At 53.6% G+C, this 24080-nt stretch carries 21 protein-coding genes; 9 read left to right on the forward strand and 12 right to left on the reverse strand.

Annotated elements, in window-relative coordinates; all coding sequences use genetic code 11:
* Positions 1-96: 96 nt before the first annotated feature.
* The 7 genes from ACN0UH_RS18000 to ACN0UH_RS18030 all read right to left on the reverse strand — a co-directional run bounded on the left by ACN0UH_RS18000 (position 97) and on the right by ACN0UH_RS18030 (position 9037).
* The gene (locus tag ACN0UH_RS18000) at positions 97-1359 is read right to left on the reverse strand and encodes an OprD family porin (protein ID WP_417663348.1); all 1263 of its coding nucleotides are present in this window, start codon (positions 1357-1359) and stop codon (positions 97-99) included.
* 474 nt (positions 1360-1833) lie between these two features.
* Complete coding sequence (locus ACN0UH_RS18005) at positions 1834-2805, reverse strand: GGDEF domain-containing protein (protein WP_417663349.1); 972 nt, start codon at positions 2803-2805, stop codon at positions 1834-1836.
* Positions 2806-2943: 138 nt separating this feature from the next.
* Positions 2944-4131, reverse strand: coding sequence for a delta-9 fatty acid desaturase DesA (gene desA / locus ACN0UH_RS18010; protein WP_417663350.1), 1188 nt, complete (start codon positions 4129-4131; stop codon positions 2944-2946).
* A gap of 330 nt (positions 4132-4461) precedes the next feature.
* Positions 4462-4998, reverse strand: coding sequence for a chalcone isomerase family protein (locus ACN0UH_RS18015; RefSeq protein ID WP_417663351.1), 537 nt, complete (start codon positions 4996-4998; stop codon positions 4462-4464).
* A 36-nt stretch (positions 4999-5034) separates the two neighbouring features.
* Complete coding sequence (gene chrA / locus ACN0UH_RS18020) at positions 5035-6387, reverse strand: chromate efflux transporter (protein ID WP_417663352.1); 1353 nt, start codon at positions 6385-6387, stop codon at positions 5035-5037.
* Positions 6388-6483: 96 nt separating this feature from the next.
* A complete protein-coding gene (ppk2, locus tag ACN0UH_RS18025; protein WP_417663353.1) occupies positions 6484-7407 on the reverse strand; it encodes a polyphosphate kinase 2 in 924 nt (307 codons plus the stop codon).
* Positions 7408-7432: 25 nt separating this feature from the next.
* Positions 7433-9037, reverse strand: coding sequence for an inorganic phosphate transporter (locus ACN0UH_RS18030; protein WP_417663354.1), 1605 nt, complete (start codon positions 9035-9037; stop codon positions 7433-7435).
* Positions 9038-9362: 325 nt separating this feature from the next.
* Between ACN0UH_RS18030 and modA the strand changes: the two genes are divergently transcribed.
* From modA to ACN0UH_RS18070, 8 genes are all read left to right on the forward strand, one after another.
* Positions 9363-10121, forward strand: a complete 759-nt coding sequence (gene modA, locus ACN0UH_RS18035; RefSeq protein WP_417663355.1) for a molybdate ABC transporter substrate-binding protein — start codon at positions 9363-9365, stop codon at positions 10119-10121.
* A 16-nt stretch (positions 10122-10137) separates the two neighbouring features.
* Positions 10138-10821 carry a molybdate ABC transporter permease subunit gene (gene modB / locus ACN0UH_RS18040; protein ID WP_417663356.1) on the forward strand — a complete coding sequence of 228 codons (684 nt, stop codon included), beginning with the start codon at positions 10138-10140 and terminating at the stop codon, positions 10819-10821.
* On the forward strand, positions 10818-11951 hold the full coding sequence (gene modC / locus ACN0UH_RS18045; RefSeq protein WP_417663357.1) for a molybdenum ABC transporter ATP-binding protein: 1134 nt from the start codon (positions 10818-10820) through the stop codon (positions 11949-11951). Before modB ends, modC begins: the two co-directional genes overlap by 4 nt.
* Before the next feature lie 271 nt (positions 11952-12222).
* Positions 12223-14205 (forward strand): biofilm regulation protein phosphatase SiaA, encoded by a 1983-nt coding sequence (gene siaA, locus ACN0UH_RS18050; protein WP_417663358.1) that lies wholly within the window; start codon positions 12223-12225, stop codon positions 14203-14205.
* Between the two features lie 79 nt (positions 14206-14284).
* The gene (gene siaB / locus ACN0UH_RS18055) at positions 14285-14827 is read left to right on the forward strand and encodes a biofilm regulation protein kinase SiaB (RefSeq protein WP_417663359.1); all 543 of its coding nucleotides are present in this window, start codon (positions 14285-14287) and stop codon (positions 14825-14827) included.
* A 24-nt stretch (positions 14828-14851) separates the two neighbouring features.
* Positions 14852-15232 (forward strand): biofilm regulation phosphoprotein SiaC, encoded by a 381-nt coding sequence (gene siaC / locus ACN0UH_RS18060; protein WP_087515143.1) that lies wholly within the window; start codon positions 14852-14854, stop codon positions 15230-15232.
* 3 nt (positions 15233-15235) lie between these two features.
* On the forward strand, positions 15236-16060 hold the full coding sequence (gene siaD, locus ACN0UH_RS18065; RefSeq protein WP_417663360.1) for a biofilm regulation diguanylate cyclase SiaD: 825 nt from the start codon (positions 15236-15238) through the stop codon (positions 16058-16060).
* Positions 16061-16275: 215 nt separating this feature from the next.
* Positions 16276-17049: a hypothetical protein gene (locus ACN0UH_RS18070; RefSeq protein WP_417663361.1), complete on the forward strand. Its 774-nt coding sequence runs from the start codon at positions 16276-16278 to the stop codon at positions 17047-17049.
* Between the two features lie 45 nt (positions 17050-17094).
* On the opposite strand, the gene ACN0UH_RS18075 is transcribed toward ACN0UH_RS18070, so the two are convergent.
* The 5 genes from ACN0UH_RS18075 to ACN0UH_RS18095 form a co-directional block, all read right to left on the reverse strand.
* Positions 17095-17619, reverse strand: a complete 525-nt coding sequence (locus ACN0UH_RS18075) for a DUF962 domain-containing protein (RefSeq protein WP_417663362.1) — start codon at positions 17617-17619, stop codon at positions 17095-17097.
* Positions 17620-17676: 57 nt separating this feature from the next.
* Entirely contained in the window at positions 17677-18990 is a 1314-nt protein-coding gene (locus ACN0UH_RS18080) for an NAD(P)/FAD-dependent oxidoreductase (RefSeq protein ID WP_417663363.1), read from the reverse strand.
* A gap of 31 nt (positions 18991-19021) precedes the next feature.
* Positions 19022-20386, reverse strand: coding sequence for a glutamine synthetase family protein (locus tag ACN0UH_RS18085; RefSeq protein WP_417663364.1), 1365 nt, complete (start codon positions 20384-20386; stop codon positions 19022-19024).
* A 393-nt stretch (positions 20387-20779) separates the two neighbouring features.
* A complete protein-coding gene (locus ACN0UH_RS18090) occupies positions 20780-21856 on the reverse strand; it encodes an FAD-dependent oxidoreductase (protein WP_417663365.1) in 1077 nt (358 codons plus the stop codon).
* A 9-nt stretch (positions 21857-21865) separates the two neighbouring features.
* Entirely contained in the window at positions 21866-22879 is a 1014-nt protein-coding gene (locus tag ACN0UH_RS18095) for an AraC family transcriptional regulator (protein WP_417663366.1), read from the reverse strand.
* 120 nt (positions 22880-22999) lie between these two features.
* On the opposite strand from ACN0UH_RS18095, the gene ACN0UH_RS18100 reads away from it, so the two are divergent.
* Positions 23000-24070 carry a fatty acid desaturase gene (locus tag ACN0UH_RS18100; RefSeq protein WP_417663367.1) on the forward strand — a complete coding sequence of 357 codons (1071 nt, stop codon included), beginning with the start codon at positions 23000-23002 and terminating at the stop codon, positions 24068-24070.
* Positions 24071-24080 lie beyond the last annotated feature (10 nt).

Genomic DNA, 24080 nt, shown 5'->3' on the forward strand with positions numbered 1-24080 from the left:
GCTGAAATACAAAACGCCCGATGCGGTGCATCGGGCGTTAGGGTGAAACAGGTGTAAACCTATTTCAGGACTAGACATATCTACAACTGCAAATGCTTAGAGCAAAGGCAGGGTGTAGCTCACGATCAGACGGTTCTCGTCGATGTCCTTGGCGAAGTTCGAGCGCACAGCCGCATTACGCCAGCGCACGCCCAGGTTCTTCAAGGCACCTTCCTGGAACACATACATCAACTCGGTATCGCGCTCCCACTCTTTGCCTTCGCTCGAGTTGGCGGTTGCCAGATCAACATTATCGCCGCTGAGGTAGCGGGTCATGAAGGTCAGACCTGGAATGCCAATGGAGGCAAAGTTAAAGTCGTAACGCGCCTGCCAGGACTTTTCGTCCTTGTTGGCGAAGTCGCTGATCTGCACATAGTTAACCAAGAACGGGTCAGTATTGCCGACATATGCAAAACCGCTGTCGCCGGTCATGCTCTGATAACCCAGACCAAAGCTGTGACCGCTAACGCTATATGTTGTCATGATGCCGTAAGCATCGTTGTCGATGGTGCTACGACCGTCGTCAGTCGAATGTGCATAGCGCACATCTGTCTTCAACGTCTGACCTTCAGCAACCGGCCATACATGCACCAGGTTGAAAGAGTTCTGCTTGTAGAAGTCTTCCAGATTGGAGTAGTAGTAGCCTGCTGTCAGCTGTTTGGTGACCTTGTAGGTACCGCCGATGTAGTCAAACGAATCGGTGGTGCCGCTACCAGTAACCGAGATACCACGGGTCTTGCCGCTGGCGACAGTGATGTCTTCGTAATCATTGGAGTTACGGTTGTTAACTTCACGAATATGCGCGGCATCAAGGGTCAGACCTTCGATTTCCTGAGAAACCAGTTGGCCACCACTGAACACCTGCGGCAACAGACGACCATCACTCGAAGCGATTGCCTGGTTCTTGTACTGCAGGCTACCGACCTTCAATACGGTCTTGGAAATCTTGGCTTTACCAGCAACAGCCAGGCCAGAATAGTTATCTTGCGAACCGCCAGACGAACCGTCTGGAACCAGCAAACCGCTGCCCGCAGTGCCACCGCCTGAGTCCAGTTTGAAACCGAACGTGCCAATCGCATCAACACCAAAACCTACTGTGCCTTCGGTATAGCCCGAGTTAGCACGCAGAATGAAGCCTTGAGCCCACTCTTCCGACTTCGACTGCGGAGCACCCGAGTCGCGGAAGTCGCGGTTAAAGTAGAAGTTGCGCGCTTCAAGAGTCGCCGTGCTGTCTTTCAAAAACTCAGCATGGGCAATTTGGCTCAAAGACAAGCCCAAAGTGCTGGCAGTAACAGCCAGCGCCAAGGTGGTTTTTCTCATTATGGTTTACTCCAGTGTTATAGGGACACACATCAACACACGCACACATTCAGGGACGAAGACATCACGCATGCCGAATCCTTTACAAGCCCACACAGCAACGCTCAGGCAGCCGAATAGGCGCCAGCAAAGCGTTAGCGGTAGGACTAAAAAATCAGGGGATTAAGCCTGCGGGCCTGAATCTTATTGTGCAGCAGAGTAGGTTTTGCGAAAGGCAGGAAATCTTCATGGCACAGGTCTCTTCATTTTTATTGTCAGCCGGCCACAGGGCGCCGGACTCACTTATGAAGGCTTTGTTACAGATTCTGTGCCAATTATTTAAAAAAATAAAAAAACATTACAAAACAACAAGTTAAAGCAAAAAACAGATAAGTTACGTCTAACAAAACCAAAAAATAAGCGCTTTCTCGCCGAATGCAGTATCCCTACAGGCGGAATACCGCCAATAGGGAAACGTAACCGGCGACACGCTGATTAACCCAGAACGATCTGGTCTTTACCTTGGTTTTTGGCTTTGTACATGGCCTCGTCTGCGCGAGCAAACATACTGTCGAGGCTCATGTCTGCGCTATTCAGGCTCGTCAGGCCTTGGCTCACGGTAACCCCGAACTGTATGTCACCGTGGTTGAATCGCAACTGTTTGATCTCACGCTGCAGACGCTCGGCAATTTGCTTGGCCAAAGCAGTCTCACAACCGGGAAATAGCGCGGCAAACTCTTCGCCACCTACGCGGCCGAACAAGTCGCCTCGCCGCAAGACCGAGACACCGCAGGCAGCCATTTTTCGCAAGACTTGGTCGCCCACTTGATGCCCGTGCTGGTCGTTAATTAGCTTGAAGTTATCGATATCAAGTAACAAGAAAGACAGTGGAGAACCGAACTTGCGCGCATGCTCAAACTCTTGCTGAGCACACTCGAAGAAATGCCGACGGTTACTGCTTTCAGTCAGTACATCGGTGGTTGCCAAGCGCTGGAGTTCGCCTTCGAGCTGCTTCTTCTCGGTGATGTCTTCGGCGATGCCTACCACGATATTTGCCTCATCTTCATGGCTCAGACGGCCCACAAAGCACTTATCACTGAGCCAACGCAGCTGCCCATCAGCACGAATAATGCGGTATTCGCGTGACTCGACAGCGCCGGTTTGCAGCACCTTGGCCAGGCTATTAGCGGCGTACTCGACATCGTCCGGATAGATCGAGTTGCGCCATTCGCCGTAGTCCGCCATGAGCGAGGCCGCAGGACGGCCAAATACCGCTTCGTAGGCTGGGCTTACGTAAATGACTTTTTGCGTATTCCAGTCGAGTGCCCAGACCACAGCATTAATACTGCCCAATAATGAGCTGATTAACTGCTCGCGCTCACGTAAACGCGTGACTTCTGAACGACTGTGCAACAACGCCAGCGTTAATTCTTCAAGCTCTGTAGGGAGCTGACTATGCTCAACCATGGAGTTATTCCTAGCATGGGTTAGTACTAACATTGAGTTGCTGCTAGTAAATGCCTAGATAAGAGATGAAACATAGTGTTTAGTTCTAATAAAAACAAAAAGCCCGCCAGTCGGCGGGCTTTTTAGACGAACGAGCATCTAAACGCTGGCGGTAGGACGCAACGAGTAGGTTTTCAGCTGAGCGGCAAAGTCACGCAGCGACTGGATACCACTGGCTTCAGCCTCGTGCACCCACTGCTTGATGGCTTCGAGCATTTCGTGGCCGTTGGAACTGGTTTTAGCCCAGATCAACTGCAACGCCAAGCGCTTCTCATAGATGACTTTCAGCGCATGGCTTTGCTCAAGCATCGCATCAATACGCAGCTGGTGATGATCGTTGAGCAAGCTGGTCTCACGCGACAACAGACGTTTGGCGCGATGAAAGCGGTCACGGACTGAGGCATCCGCCTTGGCCAGCTCTTGTTTGACCAGCGGACCGATCACCAACTTGCGATACTGCGCCATGATCTGAAAGCGGTTGTTAAGAATCGCCATCGCGGTGTCCATATCGAGGCTGTGTTTGCCTTCGACGCGATGCGCAATAGGGGCGACGCGCTGAACCTTGGCCAGACCAAAGAAACTGAATAGCTTGATCCACGCCCAACCCATGTCGAACTCCCACTTGCGCACCGAAAGTTTGGCGGAGTTCGGATAGGTGTGATGGTTGTTATGCAACTCTTCACCACCAATCAAAATCCCCCAAGGCACCAGATTGGTTGCGGCATCACGGCATTCGAAATTACGGTAACCAACAGCGTGACCGAGACCGTTGATGACGCCAGCAGCCCACACCGGGATCCACATCATCTGCACAGCCCAAATGGTAATGCCGGCTGCACCAAACAGTGCCAGGTCGATAACCGCCATGATCGCCACGCCGCCCAAGCGGAAACGTGAATACAAATTCCGCTCGATCCAGTCTTCCGGGCAGTTTTTGCCGTAGATACGCAGCGTATCCGGGTTGCTCGCTTCTTCAGCGTACAACTCGGCACCTTTACGCAATACCGTGCTCAACCCTTTAACTACCGGGCTGTGCGGGTCATCTACAGTTTCACACTTGGCGTGGTGTTTACGGTGGATAGCGGTCCACTCGCGGGTGTTTTGCGCGGTGGTCAACCACAGCCAGAAGCGGAAGAAATGTTTAAGCGCCGGGTGCAGCTCAAGTGCACGGTGCGCGGAGTAACGGTGCAAATATACCGTTACGCTGACGATCGTAATATGTGTCATCAGCAGGGTGACTGCGATCAGTTGCCAGACCGACAAGTCGAGAATACCGTTGTACCACATGCGTTGGAGAACCTCTCGGAAGGTAAATACACGGTGTCGTTGGAATTATCACCGTGCTGCATTATCTCTTTCTTAATGAAGAAAACTAGCCGGACTTTTGCATATGAATGTTACGGGGTCGCCAGCCGTGATGCCAGGTTGCACGTTAGCGCCAAAAACCGGTAGAAACCTGTGGGTTTACGGGTTGTTCGACCATGTTGGTCTGCCCCCCGACGAAATGACTGACATGAACGAATAGACAGCCGGTCATTATGGATATGGTGTTTAAATCTTCGAAAACAAGTTTGACAGGCTGTTGTGGCCGCTCTTGGAGCTGATCTCCCGCCCCGATCAACGGCTGCCGAGCAATTGCTTTCGCAGCCCGGTGTCACGGGTTTTCGGGTCAAACCAAATGGCAAAGAAAGCCTTGGCAAATGCAGGGTCGCGCACCTCATGTTGCAGACGACCATCCACATAAAACTGACAGCCTTCAGCCAGATTTACCCCAGTGATACGCTGCCCCTCCTTGATATCGACGAAAGCAAGCTGCATTTCGCTGCGCCACGCCTGCAACTGCGAATCGCTAACCTGACCAGCGGACGTGCGGCGAATTTCATCAAGACTGGCGTCAACAAACTCCTCACGACTGATTTCACGGTGATAAGTCAGCTCAAGGGCAAAAGGCTGGCTACTATCAAACGGCTGCTGGGCACTCCATAGCCGCGCGGTATAGATGCGAAAACCCCAGATGCGCAAATCACCTTGGCCAACCAGCTCGGCATCAGGCAAAACATTGCGCCAGCTGGCTGTTGCTGTAAGCGGAATAATGGCTAAACAACAGCTAAGCCACAGAGCCCTGCATAGCTGCGCAGTAGTGGCGCTACTCATCAGAAACCCTCCATGTGAATACACGTACCTGTGTGATTAACTTGCGCTAAGCAGATGCACCAGCAACCCACAACAGGCACTCAGCGCAATCACCTGAATCACTCCGCGCTTATAGCGCAGCAGCGCCACAGCTGCTGCTGCGGTTATTAGCGCCGACGGCCAGTCGAACGCACCACTCAAGCCCTGCGGCCAAAGCACGTGGTAAGCGAAAAACAGCGCTAGATTAAGAATAACCCCAACCACCGCCGCCGTGATTGCCGTTAGCGGCGCAGTAAATTGCAGTTGATTGTGGGTCGACTCCACCAGCGGCCCGCCCGCCAGAATAAATAAAAACGAAGGCAAAAAGGTAAACCAGCTGACCAGTATTGCCGCTACCGCTCCCGCCAGAAACATCTGTTCGGCGCCAAATACCTGCTGCACATAGGCGCCAATAAAACCAACAAATGCAACGACCATGATCAGCGGCCCAGGCGTGGTTTCACCAAGGGCCAGGCCGTCAATCATCTGTGCCGGCGTCAACCAGCCATACTGCGCGATCGCGCCTTGGTAGACATAAGGCAAAACCGCATAAGCGCCACCAAATGTCAGCAGCGCCGCCTTGGTGAAGAACCACGCCATCTGCGTCAACGTGCCATCCCAACCAAATGTAAATATCAGCAGCGCCATTGGCAGTAGCCAAAGCAGAGCGCCAATAAATCCTAACTTGATTAAACCTGTCACTGAAAAGCGGGCATGCGACGGTGTAGGCGTCTGATCGTCAATCAAAGCGCCAAGCCCCGCCTGTTTAGTCTCGTCTTGACTGCCCTTGGAGCTGAACCAATGCGGCCAGAAACGTCCGGCAAAGTAGCCAGTCACCGCGGCGCCTAAAACAATCAACGGGAAGGCAACATTGAACGCAAAAATCGCCAAAAACGCGGCCACGGCGATCACCCAGAGTACCGGGTTGGTCAGGGTTCGTGAACCTATTCGATAGGCTGCCTGAATAACAATAGCGGTGACCGCCGGTTTAATCCCGTAGAACACCCCGGCGACCACCGGCAAGTCGCCAAAGGCAATATATAGCCAGGACAGCAGGATCAAGATAATCAGCGACGGCAGGATAAACAGCGCTCCAGCGATCACACCGCCCCAGGTGCGATGCATTAGCCAGCCGATATAGGTCGCCAACTGCTGAGCCTCTGGTCCCGGCAGCATCATGCAGTAATTGAGTGCGTGCAGAAACCGTCGCTCGGACAGCCAACGACGGCGCACCACCAGCTCTTCATGCATGATTGAAATTTGCCCAGCCGGGCCACCAAAGCTGATCAGCCCCAGCTTCAGCCAGAAACGGAATGCCTCGAACAGGCTGACGGATTCAGGCGCTTGGCGTGCGTTTGGCGAGGCAGGCATAGACCCCTTATTAGCTGTCATAAATTGTTGGTAGACAAAAGCACTGCAACACAGGCGCGCAAAAACGTCACCCGCGCCACCAAAATGAAAACATGCTCAGTATACCTGCGGCACCAGCATCTCCTGCGGAACGGGTGAACGCAGATAATCTGCATTGTAGACCCGAGCGGGTAGCACCACCTCCGGCTGCTTGGTTTGGCCATATGGGATTTGCGTCAACAAGTGCTGAATACAATTGAGCCGTGCACGTTTTTTATCGTCGGCCTCAACGATCCACCAAGGCGCCTGCTCGGTATGCGTGCGGCTGAGCATTTCTTCCTTGGCGCGGGTGTAATCCTCCCAGCGACGGCGCGATTCCAGATCCATTGGCGACAGTTTCCATTGCTTGAGCGGGTCATGAATACGCATCAAAAACCGTCGATACTGTTCATCATCGGTGATCGAAAACCAGTATTTGACCAAGATAATCCCTGAGCGAATCAGCATGCGTTCGAACTCTGGAACGCTGCGATAGAACTCTTCATATTCGGCGTCATTACAAAAACCCATGACGCGCTCAACACCGGCGCGGTTGTACCAACTACGGTCGAACAGGACCATTTCACCGGCGGCGGGCAAGTGCGCCGTATATCGCTGGAAGTACCATTGGCTGCGCTCACGCTCGCTCGGTGCAGGCAAGGCCGCAACCCGACATACACGCGGGTTCAAGCGCTGAGTAATACGTTTGATTGCGCCGCCCTTACCTGCCGCATCACGGCCCTCAAACAGCACCACGACCTTGAGCTTTTGCTCGACAACCCACTCCTGCAGTTTGACCAGCTCTGACTGCAGGCGCAGCAACTCGCGCAGGTACACACGCCGATCCATGCCGACTGGCGCCTCATGCCCTAACTCTTTAAGTAAGGGATCGAGACGAACATCGTCAAACTCCATCTCAAGTTCTTCATCAAAACTGTCAAGAATATCGGCATGCAGGCGCAAGGCTTGCTCAGCGAAATCCAGATTAAAATTATCAGTCATGACAGATCCTCAGGGTTAGACAGCGTCAGAAGATGCTTCGCAAGGCAAGAAAGGCGAGCGCGGCAAGAATTGCGGCCGCAGGCAACGTAATCACCCACGCCAGCGCAATCGGTTTCATCAATCCCCAGTTGGTTTGTCGGTTAACCAAACCAATACCCAGTACCGCACCGATCAGAATGTGCGTGCTCGACACCGGCAAGCCCATCACCGAAGCCAGCATCACCACGGCCGCGGCCGCCAGCTCGGCGGAAAACCCCGAGGCAGGATGCAATGCCGTGAGGTTGTGGCCGACGGTTTGAATCACTTCCTTGCCGATAAACCACAAGCCAGCAATCAAGGCGACACCGAAGGTAATCATTGCCGCCGTTGGTATAGCGGCTTCAGAACCGATGGCGCCGGTGCGCAACACTTCAAGAATCGCCACAAAGGGGCCAATGGCGTTGGCGATGTCGTTGGAACCATGGCTGAAGGCGAAGCCACAAGCGGTAAACACCTGCATCCAGCTGAACATGACGAAAGTCGCCCGGCTCAGTGACTCAGACTTCAGGGTTTTGGCGAAGATAAAGGTAGCCAACCAAACCAGCGCGCCAATCATCACCATAATCAGGTAACTGTTGAGCGTACTGAGGCCCAAATTCATGTTCTTCAAGCCCTTGAACAACAGCATGGAAGAGATAACCACCGCGCCGAGCGCGGCAATCATCGGCACCCAGGTTTCGAGCGCATTGTGGGTACGCAACTGACCACGCTTGCTCTCGATTTTCTGCAGGTCGCGGTAGTAATCAGACTCCAGATCTTCAGCTTGAAAATCACGATCATTGACCACTTGCATGTCACGCGTCATGGCGTGGGTGTAAGAGATTTTCTGGATTTCCGAGAGCCGCTCAAATGCTTCTTTATGCCGACGCTGATGGTCGCGTTTTTCTTCGCGGATCTGCTTTATTTGACTTTCAGCTTCGTCGTTATAAGTGAGGATGTATTTTTTAATCTGCGAATACAGCAGATACGCCACGGCGCCGCCCAGTAGCGGCGAGAGCACCCAAGAAATAGCGATTTGGCCGATTTTGTCCCACTGCACCAAGGCAAGCGCCGACTCGGTGCCATTCATCAAGATGCCCAAGGCGATCGAGCTACCGACAATCGCCCCAATGATCGAATGCGTGGTTGAGACGGGATAACCTTTTTTGGTCGCGTACAGCAGCCAGACGCCCGCCGCGATCAACGCCGACATCATGATGTAAACGAAGTCCATCGGCGAAACTGCCATACCGCCCAAATCAACAATGCCGCCGCGGATGGTTGAGGTCACTTCACCACCAGCGATTACCGCGCCGCTAACTTCAAATACCGCTGCCACCATCAACGCCTGACGTATTGTCAGGGTGCCAGCGCCGACGCTGGTACCGAAGGAGTTAGCGACATCGTTACCGCCGATGTTGAAGGCCATAAAAATGCCGAACAACGTCGCCAGAATGAATAAAAATGCATAGTTGCTGTGGGTGTACTCAAGCCCCCAAACCATAAAGTACAACGTGACCGCTATCAGCATGGCAGCGAAGGCCAGGCTAATTTTCGAGATACCGCTTACAGGAGTAGCGCTAACGCTACTGGATGTTGGGGAGCCAGCCATTTGTATCTCTCCAGACTAAAGCGCCTGCACCCCATTGTGGGGAGGTCGTTTTGGCTAATAATTTATTCCGCTGGAGATGACAGACTGATGAAGCGAAGATGACCACGCTTAGAATATGGACGTCTGACCGTTAGCCGACGCTTAAACTGGAAATAATTTGGGCCTGATTCTGAAAATCGCTGTATATTTTTGTCTATAGCGATATAAGCTCAGCCAGATACACAACAGACTTTGTTCCACATGCCTGCGGTAAGTTTTTGGGCAAATATACGTCTGGCGCTATATACAAAAATATATATCGATCACCACACCTCAGGAGAAGTCCATGATTCGCCATCGCCTCAGAGCGCTCTGCGCCATCATCGTAACTGGCGCACTGAGCACTTATGCCCTCGCCGATGAGGTTCATGTCGCCGTTGCGGCCAACTTCACCGCGCCGATGAAGGCGATTGCTGTCGAGTTTGAGAAAGACACCGGCAACACCGTTGTCCCCGCATTCGGTGCTACTGGCCAACTGTTTGCGCAAATCAACAATGGCGCGCCGTTTGAGGTTTTTTTTAGCGCTGATGACACGACCCCAACCAAGCTCGAACAAGCGGGTAATACTGTTGCTGGCTCACGCTTTACCTACGCCACCGGCGCTTTAGTTTTATGGTCAGCCAAATCCGGTTATGTAGATGAGCAAGGTGCTGTACTCAAGCAAAACGCGTTCAACCATTTGGCGATGGCAAACCCAAAAGCCGCGCCATACGGTCGAGCAGCCACCGAAACCTTAGGCAAGCTTGGCCTGACTGATAGCCTCAAGGGCAAGATCGTTGAGGGCCAAAGCATCACTCAAGCCCTGCAGTTCGTCTCAACAGGTAATGCTGAGCTGGGTTTTGTTGCACTGTCGCAAGTGTATAAAGATGGCAAAATCACCAGCGGTTCAGCTTGGCTGGTGCCTGAGACTTACTATCAACCGATTAAACAAGACGCACTGATCCTCAAGAAAGGCGCGAATAACCCGGCAGCTAAAGCCCTGACTGATTACCTGCAAGGCCCTAAGGCCAAGGCGATCATCAAGTCTTACGGCTACAAGATTTGAGACCTGAGCCTGCGTAATGCCCCTTAACAGCGACGACTTAAGCGCCATTTGGCTAACCCTTGAACTGGCATCGCTGACCACCGTGCTATTGCTGCTTATCGGCACACCAATCGCTTGGTGGCTGGCACGCACAGGCTCATGGTTAAAGCGCCCCATTGGCGCCATCGTCGCATTGCCGCTGGTCTTGCCTCCGACCGTTATCGGCTTTTATTTGCTTATTGCCCTCGGTCCCAATGGCTACATCGGGCAACTCACCGAAAGCCTGGGGCTGGGAATTTTGACATTCAGCTTTACCGGGCTGGTGATCGGCTCGGTGTTTTACTCGCTGCCTTTTGTTGTGCAACCTCTGCAAAATGCCTTCGAGTCGATTGGCAATGCTCCCCTCGAGGCCGCAGCGACACTGCGCGCGAGCAAGCTGGATACATTCTTCTCAGTGGTAATACCGTTGGCGCGCCCGGGCTTTATCACGGCGTCTATCTTAGGATTTGCGCACACGGTCGGTGAGTTTGGCGTGGTGCTGATGATTGGCGGCAATATTCCAAACAGGACCCAGGTTGTGTCAGTGCAAATCTACAATCATGTCGAAACCCTGCAATACGCTCAGGCGCATTGGCTGGCGGGTGGAATGCTGTTGTTTTCGTTTATTGTGCTGCTCGCGCTGTACTCTAGCCGCCAGACGAATAAGAGCTGGCAATCGTGAGCAAGTACTCCGCGCTGGATAAAGCCGAGGCCTCAGGTTTCGGGCCTATTCAAGCGCGCTTCAAACTTGGCCACAGCAGCTTTACTTTGGATGTTGATTTACAACTTCCGGGCGCCGGCGTCACTGGCTTTTTTGGTCATTCAGGATCTGGGAAAACCAGTTGCCTGCGCTGCTTTGCCGGGCTGGAAAAGCCCGAGACCGGGTATCTGAAGGTCAATGGCGAAGTTTGGCAAGATAGCCAAAATGGCGTGTTTATACCGCCCCATAAACGCGCAATTGGCTACGTCTTCCAGGATGCTAATTTATTTCCGCACCTGAGTGTGCAGGGCAATCTTCAATACGGCTTGAAACGAATCGCGCGCGAGCGCCGCAAAGTCCCGCTACAACAAGCTGTCGAGTTGCTCGGCATCAGCCACTTGCTACAACGCATGCCCGACAAACTCTCGGGCGGTGAGCGGCAACGCGTGGCGATTGCCCGTGCGCTGCTGTGTAGCCCCGAGTTGCTATTGATGGACGAGCCCTTGGCCGCGCTCGACCCCAAGCGCAAATCTGAAGTGCTGCCATATCTGGAGCGTCTGCATGCAGAACTGCAGATTCCAGTCATCTATGTCAGCCATTCCGCAGATGAAATTGGCCGCTTGGCTGACCACCTTGTCGTACTCGAAGAAGGCCAGGTACAAGCTGCTGGCCCGCTAAAGCAGACGCTGATCCGGGATGATTTGCCGTTTATTTTCGAGGCGGACGCCGAAGCGGTGGTTGATGGTCACGTCAGCGACTACGACGAGGCTTATCAGTTGCTGAGTATTCGCTTAAACGGCAGCGACAGCCTACTTAAACTGCCACACTCGATGCTTGAAAATGGCCAGCAGGTGAGGGTCAAGATCAAGGCGCGTGACGTCAGTATCAGCCTGCAAAAAGCCGATGCCAGCAGTATTCTCAACCTGATCCCGGCACAGATCATCAGCACCGTTACAGTTGAGGACCAAGCACAGGTGCTGGTTCATACGACGGTGGGTGATGAACAGATTGTGGCGCGAATCACCCGCTATTCGTTCGACAAGCTAAAGCTCTTGCCGCAGCAGCAGGTTTGGCTGCAAATCAAGTCAGTATCACTGCTCAGCGCAGATTGATTAGCGCACCAGCGCACTGCTGGATGCCAATCCTTTCGGACCGATGCAAAGGCGGATGAGTTTTTTCATCCGTCATTTGTAGCTGACGGCCAGAGCTCTTTTATCCAAAAGCCTGTCGCATTTCCACCCAACTGCATCACTTATTTGTGATCCATGTCTCTAAGTCAGACATTTGCGACTTTCAAGCAAACGCTATAATTGGCGATCTACCGCCAACACTATTTATAAAGCGCATAGCTCATCGGAGCTCCGCGGCTAAAGGACATAGCGTATGGCTGCAAAATGGGGATTACGGAGTAAGTCTGCGCTCGCAGTCTTGCTTGCATGCGCTATAGCACTTATACCAGCAGCACTTTTTGGCTGGCGCGCGCTTGGCGATATTCGTGGTCACTTTGGCGAAGCCTACGCACGTAACTTCACCCTCCTACATCGTCAGCAAATTGCTGCGCCCTTGAGCCGTGAATTGGCATTATCAAAACGCTTGGCTAACTCACTCGGCACCCGGCAGTGGCTGCAAGACGAAAGCAGCTCGGTACACCGAACGCGTTTTTTTGATGAGGCGGAAGGTTTTCGCAGCGATTTTCTGGATAAATCCTACTTCATCATCGTCGACTCATCACTGAACCTTTATCGCAACGATGAAGACAGTCCTGTCAGTCAGATTCGCCGTTACACCCTCAGCGCAAGTGATCCAAAAGACGCCTGGTACTTTGCCCTGCGTGAAGACCCAACTGACTACAGCCTTAGCATTGAGCTAGACGAACAGCATAACGCCAGCAAGATCCGCTTCAACGTGCGAGTACGTAATGCGCAGAACAAACTGCTCGGCGTCACTGGCAGCGAGTTGAGCCTCAAACCCTTTATTGACGAACTGTTCGCCAGAACCGAACCGGGCGTCACGCCGATGCTGTTTAATCACGACGGCATTATTCAGGCACAGCCTAAGAATAATCACGCAGCAAACGGCACCGATATATTCGAATACCTGAGTAACCGCAACGATCGCCAATTGCTGCGCCAGATCATGCTGCAGGCGCTAACCGAACCGAATCGGGTCAAAACCATGGACGCGATGGTTAACGACAAGCCGCGTTTGCTGGCACTTGCCTACATCGAACCACTCAAGTGGTATGTCATGACCTCGGTTGACCTGCAGGCTGCCAATGTCGTCGACAGCCGCTGGTTATGGTTACTGCTGATCAGCTTTGTCGCCTTGCTTGCCGTGCTTTTGCTGGGTTTTGCCTACGCCGTTGAAAGCCTGGTGGTAAGGCCAATCATGGGGCTACGCCGATCCGCTTTGGCAATTGCTGCGGGCCATTATGAGGAACCACTTCCCGATGCTCGTAACGATGAAATTGGCGAGCTGACTCAAGCATTTTCGAGCATGGCTGACCAAGTGCTGCAACACACGCGAGAACTGGAAGGCAAAGTGCAAGAGCGTACCCACGCGCTGGAGCAGGCGAACCGGGAGATGGTCGCAGCACATAAGAAGATTGATGACTCAATCGACTACGCCAGCTTGATCCAGCGCGCGATTCTGCCAGATCGTCAGCTCAATGCATCGCTCGGTGAGCAGCAGTTTGTCCTTTGGCAGCCGCGCGATACGGTCGGCGGCGACTTTTATGTGTATCGCGAACACCCCAACGGCTATTTGCTCGGCGTCTTCGACTGCGCAGGTCATGGTGTCCCCGGGGCGCTGATGACCATGCTCGCCCGCGCGGCTATCGACCACGCTATTGGTGTCGCTGGCGAAGATGATCCTGCGGCTATTCTGCGCGAAACAGACCTCGCGCTGCGGGGCATGTTGGGTGATGCGCAACTATCTCGTGCACTGGCGACCAATACCGATGCCGGTTTGGTCTGGGTTAACCCCAGCCACAACAAGCTATTATTCGCTGGGGCCAAGATTGGCCTGTTTGCCACTGATGGTGAAGCGGTCAAAGAGTTGCGTGGTGGTCGCAGAGCGTTGGGTGACAAACGTAAAGGCGAATACGCAAACGTCGAGCTAGCATTAGGCCCCGACTGGACCTACTACATGTGTACTGACGGATTCCTCGATCAGGCTGGCGGCGAGCATGGCTTCGGATTTGGTAATAAGCGTTTCACCGCTATGCTGCAAAAGCATGGGCAATTACCGTTAGCCGAGCAGGCTGAACTATTTGCCGCAATACTCGCTGAGTATCAAGGCGAGCTGCCGCAACGTGATGACATCACAGTGCTGTCCTTTCGCTTCGACCAGAACAGCCAGCTGTAAAATTGAAATGCCGGGTAGAAAGAGGCGGGCCGATAAGCTCCCCTCATATTCATAAGAGCAGACAATAACAAGGGCGACTATGGAATCGTTAGACCTACTTGCAATGCGTGAAAACTACAATCGCCAGCGCGTCATGCTTTGCTTCAATGGCCCGATATCACGCAGCCTGATCGAAGAAATCGGCAACGCACTGCGTAATTATATGCAGGCTGAACAAGCCAAACCTTCGGCGGCAATGGACGTATTTGCGGTTTACATCGAGATGACGCAAAACATCAGGCATTATGCGACCCAGAAGGGCTTTAGTGATCAAGACGCCTCTGCCACAGTAGCCATTTCGCGCGATGACGAAGACCGCTACGTAGTATCGGCAGGCAACCTGGTATCGCTGGACGACGGTCGGAAGCTGGTCGACTTTGTTACACAATTATCTACGCTAGACAAAGTTCAGCTCAAAGCCGCCTATAAAGAACAGTTGCGCAAACCACGCGAAGAAGGTGCCAGTAGTGGTGCGGGCCTTGGTTTACTGGATATTGCCCGTAAATCCAGCGCCCCCATGCGCACCAGCTTGCGTGAGCAACAAGACGGCAGAGCTTTTTTCAGTCTTAGCGTGGTCATTTGAAATAAGGATATTGAGAGTAAAACCATGAGCGAACTTAATATCGCTAGCACCCAATCTACACCGGCCATTCATGGTGATTGGGTAGCTGGTGTGCTAGCAATGCAAGGGGATTCTTATCCCGAGAACTCATTTGAGCTGTACGATCAGGTCATTCAATGGGTTGAGCGTTTTTTGGGGCAAGAACCTCGCCCTCTAGCGCTACAACTAAGGCTTTTGTACCTCAATACCAGTTCAATCAAAGCCATGATGGACATCTTCGACCTGCTTGAAGAGGCGCATAATCAGGGCCGAGAAGTGAGTGTCACCTGGCTTTACGACAGCCGTAACGAGCGTGTCGCGGAACTCGCTGAAGAATTCCGAGAAGACTGTACATTTGCGTTCACTATCAGCACGTTAGACGAGTAATGTATGAATCGCGAGCGCGACCTAGATCTGCTGATAGAAAGCCTGCTGGCTGATCCTGCTTATACCGATCACCCTCTACGTGATGCACTGCAACGCCTGCACCAGCAGAATATTGAGCATCTTGGCCGCATCGAGCGCATTGCGCGAATCTCTGATGGCTATCAATCCCTGGCCCGCGAGCAAAATCTGTCGTTGTCCGAGCGCTACAACAAGCAACTGCGAAAACTGGAAAAAGTCGCGCGTATTTCTGACCGCTACCAGCAGATGATGCGCGACCTGAACCTCGCCTTGAAAGAAGCGTCCAACCGCGACCCGCTGACGGCTCTGGCCAACCGCCGCATGTTGATTGAACGGCTCAAGGAAGAAGTCGCGAGGGCCACCCGCCAAAACAAGACATTTGTCTTGGCGATGGTTGACGTAGACCACTTCAAACAAGTTAACGACACCTGGGGTCACGATATCGGCGACCGCATGCTCGAGGAGATAGCCCGCGTGTTACAGGCTGAGGTCCGCGGCTACGACCTTTGCGGACGCTGGGGCGGCGAAGAATTCCTGATCCTGTTGCCCGACACCGACCTTAGCGCGGCAGAGCAAGTTATTGAGCGCGTGCGTAACGGTCTGCGAACATTGGCTGTGCGAGTCAGTACTGAGTTACTGAGCGTGTCTGCCAGCTTCGGCGTAGCAGAGCATCAAAGCGATGAAAGCTACTCACAAACGCTCAACCGGGCAGACGCAGCCTTGTTGCAGGCCAAACGCGATGGCCGCGACCGCTGCATATACGCATCGCAAGAGCCAATTAGCAGCGCCGAGCCCAAAGCATTGCCCTGATAGTCAAAGCTATTAGCCTGTGTAACCGAAGCGGCCGGGACATGATTAACACTAAATGCTTGATGAAATCACTCTTTCGGCTAATTTCATAACACCCTCAGAAAAGTAATCTATAACAAGGGTCTACAGCCGCTTAATGTACGGCAACAACCCAGCGTATCGCTGCGCAAAGTCTTATCCGCACTGCTCACAAAAATAATAAGGAGCACCCCGGAATGCGTTCCAAGCTTTTGATTACTAATGCTTTTATATTAATCATTGGGTTCATGGCGAGCCTCCCAACCATTACTTTTGCGGCGGCGCTCAGCCCCGCCGAGCTCGCACAGGTCTATGCCTGTCGCGCCACCAGCAGCTTGCTATTGTTGCGTGGCGAAGGCTTTCAAAGGACCCATCAACAGCGCCTGGAAAATGATCTGCAGGCTCTAAATGGCGCCATGCAAGCTATTTCCCAGCCTAGCCAAAGCCTGATAACCACGCGCACAGAGCTTGTTACCCAATTGCGCAACGGTGTTTCCTATGGCCCCAGCGAAGACAACGTTCCATGGCGTTATCCTCAGGAACTTAGCAAAGCGCTGCGTGAGTTTCTGCATGAGGCGCGACAAATGCCACAAGGCAGTGATAACGAGTTGCCCGTTGAGGTTGAATACCTTGCGGTTCAATACCTGAGTCGCTCTTATATGGGCACTTTTGAAATTGCCCGCGAGCAGCCCGACACTTACTTAGGGCAGGACGAACGTATTCTGCTGCCAAAGATTGATCGTCAACTCAATGATCTCGGATCAAACGACGACCCGGCGCAGAACAAACTCAGAGCACGCTGGGAATATCTAAAAAGCGCACTCGCCGACATGAACAGCAAGAGCAATACCCTGCAGAGTGTTTCAGGCAAGCCATTCGCCCCGATTACGGTTGACCGCCACTCACGCACGCTGACGCAAAACTGGATGGATCGCCAACTGACGACCCCTTCTGTCGCCGCACAGCCGTAAGGTGGACAACGCGAAGTTTGTCCACCAGAGTTTGAATCGGGGGTATTAAATTGATTGCTGGCCGCTCCGGTGTCTTACCGGCCCGGAGCGCTCGACGACTTGTTGTTCAACCTCAGTGCGTAATCCCAACAGGAATGTCGCTTCAGCCACCACAAACAGCGGCCCGATTGCCAAACCCATGACATCATCGACGAAAGCCGGTTTGCGGCCTTCGAAATAATGCCCAACAAACTGGATCACCCAACCGATAACAAACAGACCGATACCCGAGCTCAACCACAACGCTGTACTTTGCTGCGCCAGCAGCGCACCAGCCCAGACACACAGCAGCAGCCCAACGCTCATGGCTAGGCCATAACGCAGGTCAAGCCTCAGGTAAAACACGGCGGCGACAAGGCTTACAAGTGCTGCACCAGACCACCATAACCCGAGCCACTCAGCACCTGGACGTGACAGCAATACCGCCACGGCCAATACAATCATCGGGATACCGATAAAGTGGCTGATAATATTTCGCTGATCGCGGTGGTACGCCGCGTATTGCGCCAGATGATCGACCAGAGTTTTCATTATTATTCTCCGCTGTAGCTAAGGTCACTACATAGATCATAACCTGACAACAATGGATCAGCGCAGCTTCTCAAGCAGTTGGTAGTACCACATCCCGACGGCCAGCATCGGGTTACCAAATACATCGCCAAATGGCACTTTAATGTGCGAACAACCTGCAAAGGTGTCGAACTTCTCCAAACTTCCAGTCAACGCATTGGCCATGACTTCACCCATGATGTGCGTCGTGGCAATGCCGTGGCCGGAATAGCCTTGGCAATACCAAACGTTATCCGAAAGCTTGCCCAACTGCGGAATACGGTTAATTACGATGCCCATGGCACAACTCCATTGGAAGTCGATATCAACGCCTTTCAATTTGGGGAATGTACGCTCGATGCCCGGACGCAACTCTGCCGCAATGTCACGAGAATCACGCCCCGAATAATTGGCGCCGCCGCCAAACAACAAACGCTTGTCGGCAGTCAGGCGGAAATAGTCGAGCACAAAACGACAGTCATACACGGCCAGATCTTGTGGATTGATTTGATCCGCCAACTCACCAAGCGGCTCAGTGGTGACAATCCCGCCCATGGCCGGAAAAATCATGCCTTTTAGCTTTTTCGGTTCCAGCTGGTGATACACATCGCCGGCCAGCAGTACTTGTTTTGCATCGATCCGGCCTTGTGCAGTCACCACTGCAGGTTTATCACCGTGGACAATTTCCAGCACTTCAGAGTGCTCGAAAATCAACGCACCCAGACTCTCTGCAGCCTTGGCTTCACCAATACACAGGTTCAGTGGATGCAGGTGCATGTTGCGCATGTTCTTGATCGCGCCGTAATACAGCTCACTGTCGAGATGCTTGCGCATCGCACTGCGGTCCAGCAGCGTCAGCTCATCGCCCATACCACGGCGCACTGCTTCTTCGTAGTCAGCCTTCAGGTCATCCATGTGGCTGGGCTTGTAGGCCGCGTGCAGGTGACCGTATTTGAGATCACAGGCGATCGAATACTTATCCACACGCTTTTTGATGATCTCGTGACCGCGCCAGCGCAGGCCCCAGATGAAATCATCAACCTCGCTGCCGAGCTTGCTGCGCATCTGTTTACGCATGGCGCCATCGCCCGAAAGGCTGCCGGTGACTTGACCGCCGTTGCGCCCTGTTGCGCCCCAGCCAATCTTCTTGGCCTCGACGATCGCAACTTTCAAGCCACGCTCAGCCAGCTCAACCGCACTGGCAACACCGGTAAAGCCGCCGCCGATAATTACCACATCGACACTGACCTGACCTTGCAGACTTGGATAATTGGTTTCCTGGTTAAGCGTGGCCGTGTAATACGACTTGCAGCGCTCACTTGCTGGGGTCACAACATCTACTTGAGCATTCATATAAAAATCCTTTCTTAATCGGTTAGCTGGATCAGGCGTTAGTCAGGTACCAACGCCAATCTTGCTCACCCACTTCAGCCATGAATTGACGATGCTCTTCGCGCTTGACCGCGATGTACACATCAAGAAATTCGCCGCCCAGCGCCTCACGCGCCCAACTTGAGTTTTCAAGCGCACGCAAAGAGGTCAGCCAATCAGTTGGCAACAGTTCTGTGGCTTGCGCATAGCCATTGCCAGTGACCGGTGCGCCCGGATCAAGCTCCTGACGGATGCCGTGATGAATCGCTGCGAGAATTGCAGCAGCGGCCAGATAAGGGTTGGCATCAGCACCACAGATACGGTGCTCAACATGACGGGTGTTCGCCGGCCCGCCCGGCACGCGCAGGCTGACGGTGCGATTATCCACTCCCCAGGTTGGCGCTAAAGGCGCATAGCTATTGGCTTGGAAACGGCGATACGAGTTGGCGTTCGGGCAGAACAACAGCAACGAGTCAAGCAAGGCATTGAGCATCCCCGCCACTGACATGCCCAGCAGCGGCGTACCCGCTGGATTTTCGCTGGCATAGAGATTGTTGCCCTGTGCATCGGCCAGGCTGACGTGCATATGCATGCCGGTACCGGCTAAATCATCGTAAGGCTTAGCCATAAAGCAAGCTTGCATGCCGTGTTTGTGGGCAACGCCTTTAACGATGCGCTTGTAGCGAACGGCTTGATCCATGGCTTCTAGCGCATCGCCATGCTCCAGGGTGATTTCAACTTGCCCCGGTGCATATTCAGAAATTGCCGTGCGCGCCGGAATACCTTGGGTTTTGCAGGCGCTGTAGAGGTCTGCCAGAAACGGCTCAATCTGCTCCAGCTCACGCAAACCGTAGACCTGTGTGCTACGCGGACGACCGCCATCAACATCCAGAGCAGGTTGCGGGCGGCCATGTGCATCGCGCTTCTGATCAAGCAGATAAAACTCCAGCTCACAGGCCATTACCGGGTGATAACCGTCAGCCTTCAATCGCTCAATCACCTGCACCAGCAGATGCCGTGGATCGGCCACAGTGGCTGGCAAGCCTTCCGTTGGGTGCATGCTGACCTGCACCGCAGCAGTAGGAATCTGCCGCCAAGGCATACGGGTCAGGCTGCCGGATAACGGATAGGCGCGGCAATCAATATCGCCCACCTCCCAGACTAAACCCGAGTCCTCAACGTCATCACCATTCATGGTCAAACCCAGAATAGTGCTCGGCAGTGGGCGCCCGGTTTTATACACAGCGAGTAATTCATCACGATGCAACAGCTTGCCGCGGGGCACGCCGTTCGCGTCGAGAATGAATAACTCAAACATCTCGATATCAGGATTATCAGCCAGAAATTTTTCAGCTTCTTGCACTTGAGCAAATTGCATGGGATCTCGATAGCGCAGCAGTGCGCATAAGTCACTTGCCAATTGGCAGGCGGGATAAGCAATAGAGCAGCATATGACGGCTGCTGAGGATCACCGGCGAATGCACGAAACGGCAGACGGTTAGCAGGTCGCGGGGAAAACCCCATCGGGAGGGCGCGCATGTCGGCAGTGCCAAAGCGCCCAGAAGGCAAGAACTTTCGGGAAGAGAGGGTTCACCCGGTTTGCAGCAAAGCACAACCGCTCCCGTGACAACGGAACAAATACGGTCTGGCTAGAAAGAAGCGCTGGCGAACTCATAGAGCTGAAGACTGGCACAGCGCACAATGTTTGTTAAAGCAGATTTTTTACATGTTCAGATTATTTTTGACTAAACAATCAAGCACTCGGTGCTGACTATCCCGAAAACCTATGCCGACGAATAAAGCTCTGGTCGAGGTAATCCTTCCAGCGACCATAGATTTGTCCACCCGCACTGAGGCCGCGCCACGCCAGCAGTGCGCCACCATCGCCAGTGGCCAGCAGTGCCAGGCTGTTCTTTTGCGGGCGGTAGTTTTTGAACGGCTGCTCACGCAATGCGGCCATCAGGTTGTGCGCCAATACTGGCCCCTGACGGACCGAGTAAACGCCGCTTTTGCGGACGCCGGGTAAGCTTGCACAATCGCCTACTGCAAAGACTTGCCCATGTGATTGACTCTGCAACGTTGGCAGAACTTGCACAAAACCGCGCGCATCACACTGCAAGCCGCTTTGCCCGAGCCAGGGTAATGCTTGCGCCCCCGTTGCCAACAACACCCGCTCGCCGCGCCAAACCAACTCACCCTCGCTGAATAACTGGTCGTCTTCGATGCGACTTACCGGACTGTATTCACGTAGCCGCACCCGACGTTGGCGCAGCGCGCCGATCGCCCGCAGATGCAGCCCAGGACTATGCCCAGCCAGCAATTTACCCGCACAAAACAGCGATAACTGCGGCACTTTATCGGCAAGCGCCAATGCCAGCTCTACCCCTGCTGCGCCACCGCCAATAATGGCTAATGGCTTGGGCGACTGCTGCAATTGTTGCCAGCCCACCAAGAACTGCGCAAAAGGTTTAACTGCCAGGCAGTGCATAACATCGCCTTGTTGCGCCAAAGGGGCAATTTGACCGCCCACATTGAGCGACAGCCATTGAGCGTTCAGTTCGCGCCCCTCAGCGAGCGTCACCCTGCGTTGCTCGGCGGAGATCGATGCGACTTGGCCGATGATTAGATCAACCTTGGCAGCGCGGCACACAGGTTGCAGTTCAACAGCGCAATCTTGTGCTGAAAAACGGCCAGCAAGTAAACCGGGAAGCATCCCTGAATACCAGGCTTGCGGATCAGCGCTGACCAAAGCAATACGTCCTGGCGGACGCTCAAGCATCGCCCAGCGCCGCAATACCCCAAGGTGCGCGTGGCCAGCACCGACCAAAATTAAATCGTAGTCATTCATAACGCTTTTTTAGTCATCCTTGAGAGTCTCGCGGTATTGGCTCGGTGCCTGCCCAGTCCAGCGCTTGAAGGCGCGACTAAAGCTACTGACATCTGAGAAGCCAAGTAAATAGGCAATTTCACTAATCGAGCAATTGGCTTCGCGAATGTGCTGCAAAGCCAACGCATGACGAGTCTCAGCAAGCACAGCTTCATAGCTTGTACCTTCATCAGCCAAGTGCCGCTGCAGGCTGCGTAAGCTCATGTGCAGGGCTTGTGCAATGCGCTCTGCCGAGGGCTCGCCCTCGGGCAATTGTGCTTGCAGGCGAGCGCGTACCTTGCGGACCCAGTGCGGTCCCTGTAATTGCTCCAGGTTACGCTTAAGCACCACCTCGTTATGCTCAGCCAGCTCAGGATTACCATCATCAAGCTGCTGCTCAAATTCAGGTTTGGCAAAGCGTAATAGATTCTCGGCTGCCGAAAAAACCAACGGCGCACGAAACACCGCATGCCAAGGCTCGGGGTCTGCAGGCTCAGGCCGCTGCAAATAAACCGCCAACGGCGCAAAGTCACGCCCCAATCGATTACGGCAACTGCGCACGTAGATTGCCGCAAATGCATCGAGCGCCTCGGGCGCAGGCGCCAGGTTGCCGGGTACAGTGAGAAAGCGGAACTCATAACAGTCCGCACATTCGCGTAGTTCCAGCTCCATAGCATCGCTGACAACACGGTAATAGCGGACTGTACGCTCGAACATCTCACGCATGCTGCAGCTGGCAATCAGCGCATAACCGAGCGCATGAAATGTCGTTGGGCTCACAAACTGCGAGGTTTTAAGACCCAGTGCCGGATCACCGCTGGCCTCGACCGCTAACTGCCAAAGCCGCGTGGTGGCCGACAGCGGACAACGGCCATTGGGATCATTCAGCGCGCCGAGCTCAAACCCTGCCTGTGCGCACAGCTGCTCGCTATCGAGCCCCAATACATCGAGCTGCTTACGCAGTGCGCGGATCCAACTGGCTAGAGTAGTCGCTTCATTGGTCATGCAGGTTGGCGTATCCAGTCAACAGGTTGGCGTACTCGGTTGGGCGCACACAGCGCAAATAGCACATGGTTAAGACATTCACCATAAGGTTTTGCGACCCATAATTAAGAGGATGAGGTTATGTCCAACGATTCTGCAAGCGTTGACGCGATGAATGACCAGCAACGATCAGCGCATATTCGTCAAACAGTACTGGCGCATGGCGTTGAGCTGCGCCAGCGTTTTCCGGTTTTACAGCATCAGGATGCCTTGGGTGCTGGGATTCTGACCTTTGCCCTACTTGGAATGATCGGCTCTGCAGCACTGTACATCGGCGGCTATATGGCGTGGTGGGCATGCCTGTTACTGAATGCGTTTTTTGCATCATTGACCCATGAACTTGAACACGACCTGATTCACTCAATGTATTTTCGCAAACAACGCATCCCGCACAACCTGATGATGGCGCTGGTGTGGATGGCTCGCCCAAGCACGATAAACCCGTGGGTCAGACGCCACCTGCACCTTAATCACCATAAGGTTTCCGGCACCGAGCAGGATATCGAAGAGCGTGCCATCACCAACGGCGAACCTTGGGGCATTGCACGTTTGTTAATGGTTGGCGATAACGTCATGTCCACCGTTATTCGCGCGGTTCGAGCGCCAACAGCCCAAATCCGCTGGAAAATCCTCAAGCGCTCATTGATGGTTTACGCACCGCTGGCATTGCTCAATTGGGGCACCTGGTATTTGTTCCTCGGTTTCCACGCCATTGATCTTCTCAGCAGCGGCCTCGGCATGCCGATCGACTGGTCGGCCAGCACCCTGCAGTTTATGCATGGGGTGAATATTGCGGTGGTGGTATTGGTTGGCCCCAATGTGCTGCGCACCTTCTGCCTGCACTTTGTCAGCTCTAACATGCACTATTACGGCGATGTAGAACTGGGCAATGTGATACAGCAAACCCAAGTGCTGAACCCTTGGTGGATGTGGCCGCTACAAGCGTTCTGCTTCAACTTTGGCAGCAGCCACGCGATCCATCACTTCGTGGTCAAGGAGCCCTTCTATATTCGCCAACTGAGCGTACCTTTCGCCCATAAAGTGATGCGTGAGGCAGGTGTGCGTTTTAACGACTTCGGCACTTTTAGCCGCGCTAACCGCTGGCAGCGCAAAGACCAAGCTCAGGAAAATCCAGAAACACAGACGGCTTAAGCGTCGCCTG

Origin of the sequence: Pseudomonas sp. (genome assembly GCF_048265905.1) — a bacterium.
In the GTDB taxonomy this organism is placed as follows: domain Bacteria; phylum Pseudomonadota; class Gammaproteobacteria; order Pseudomonadales; family Pseudomonadaceae; genus Aquipseudomonas.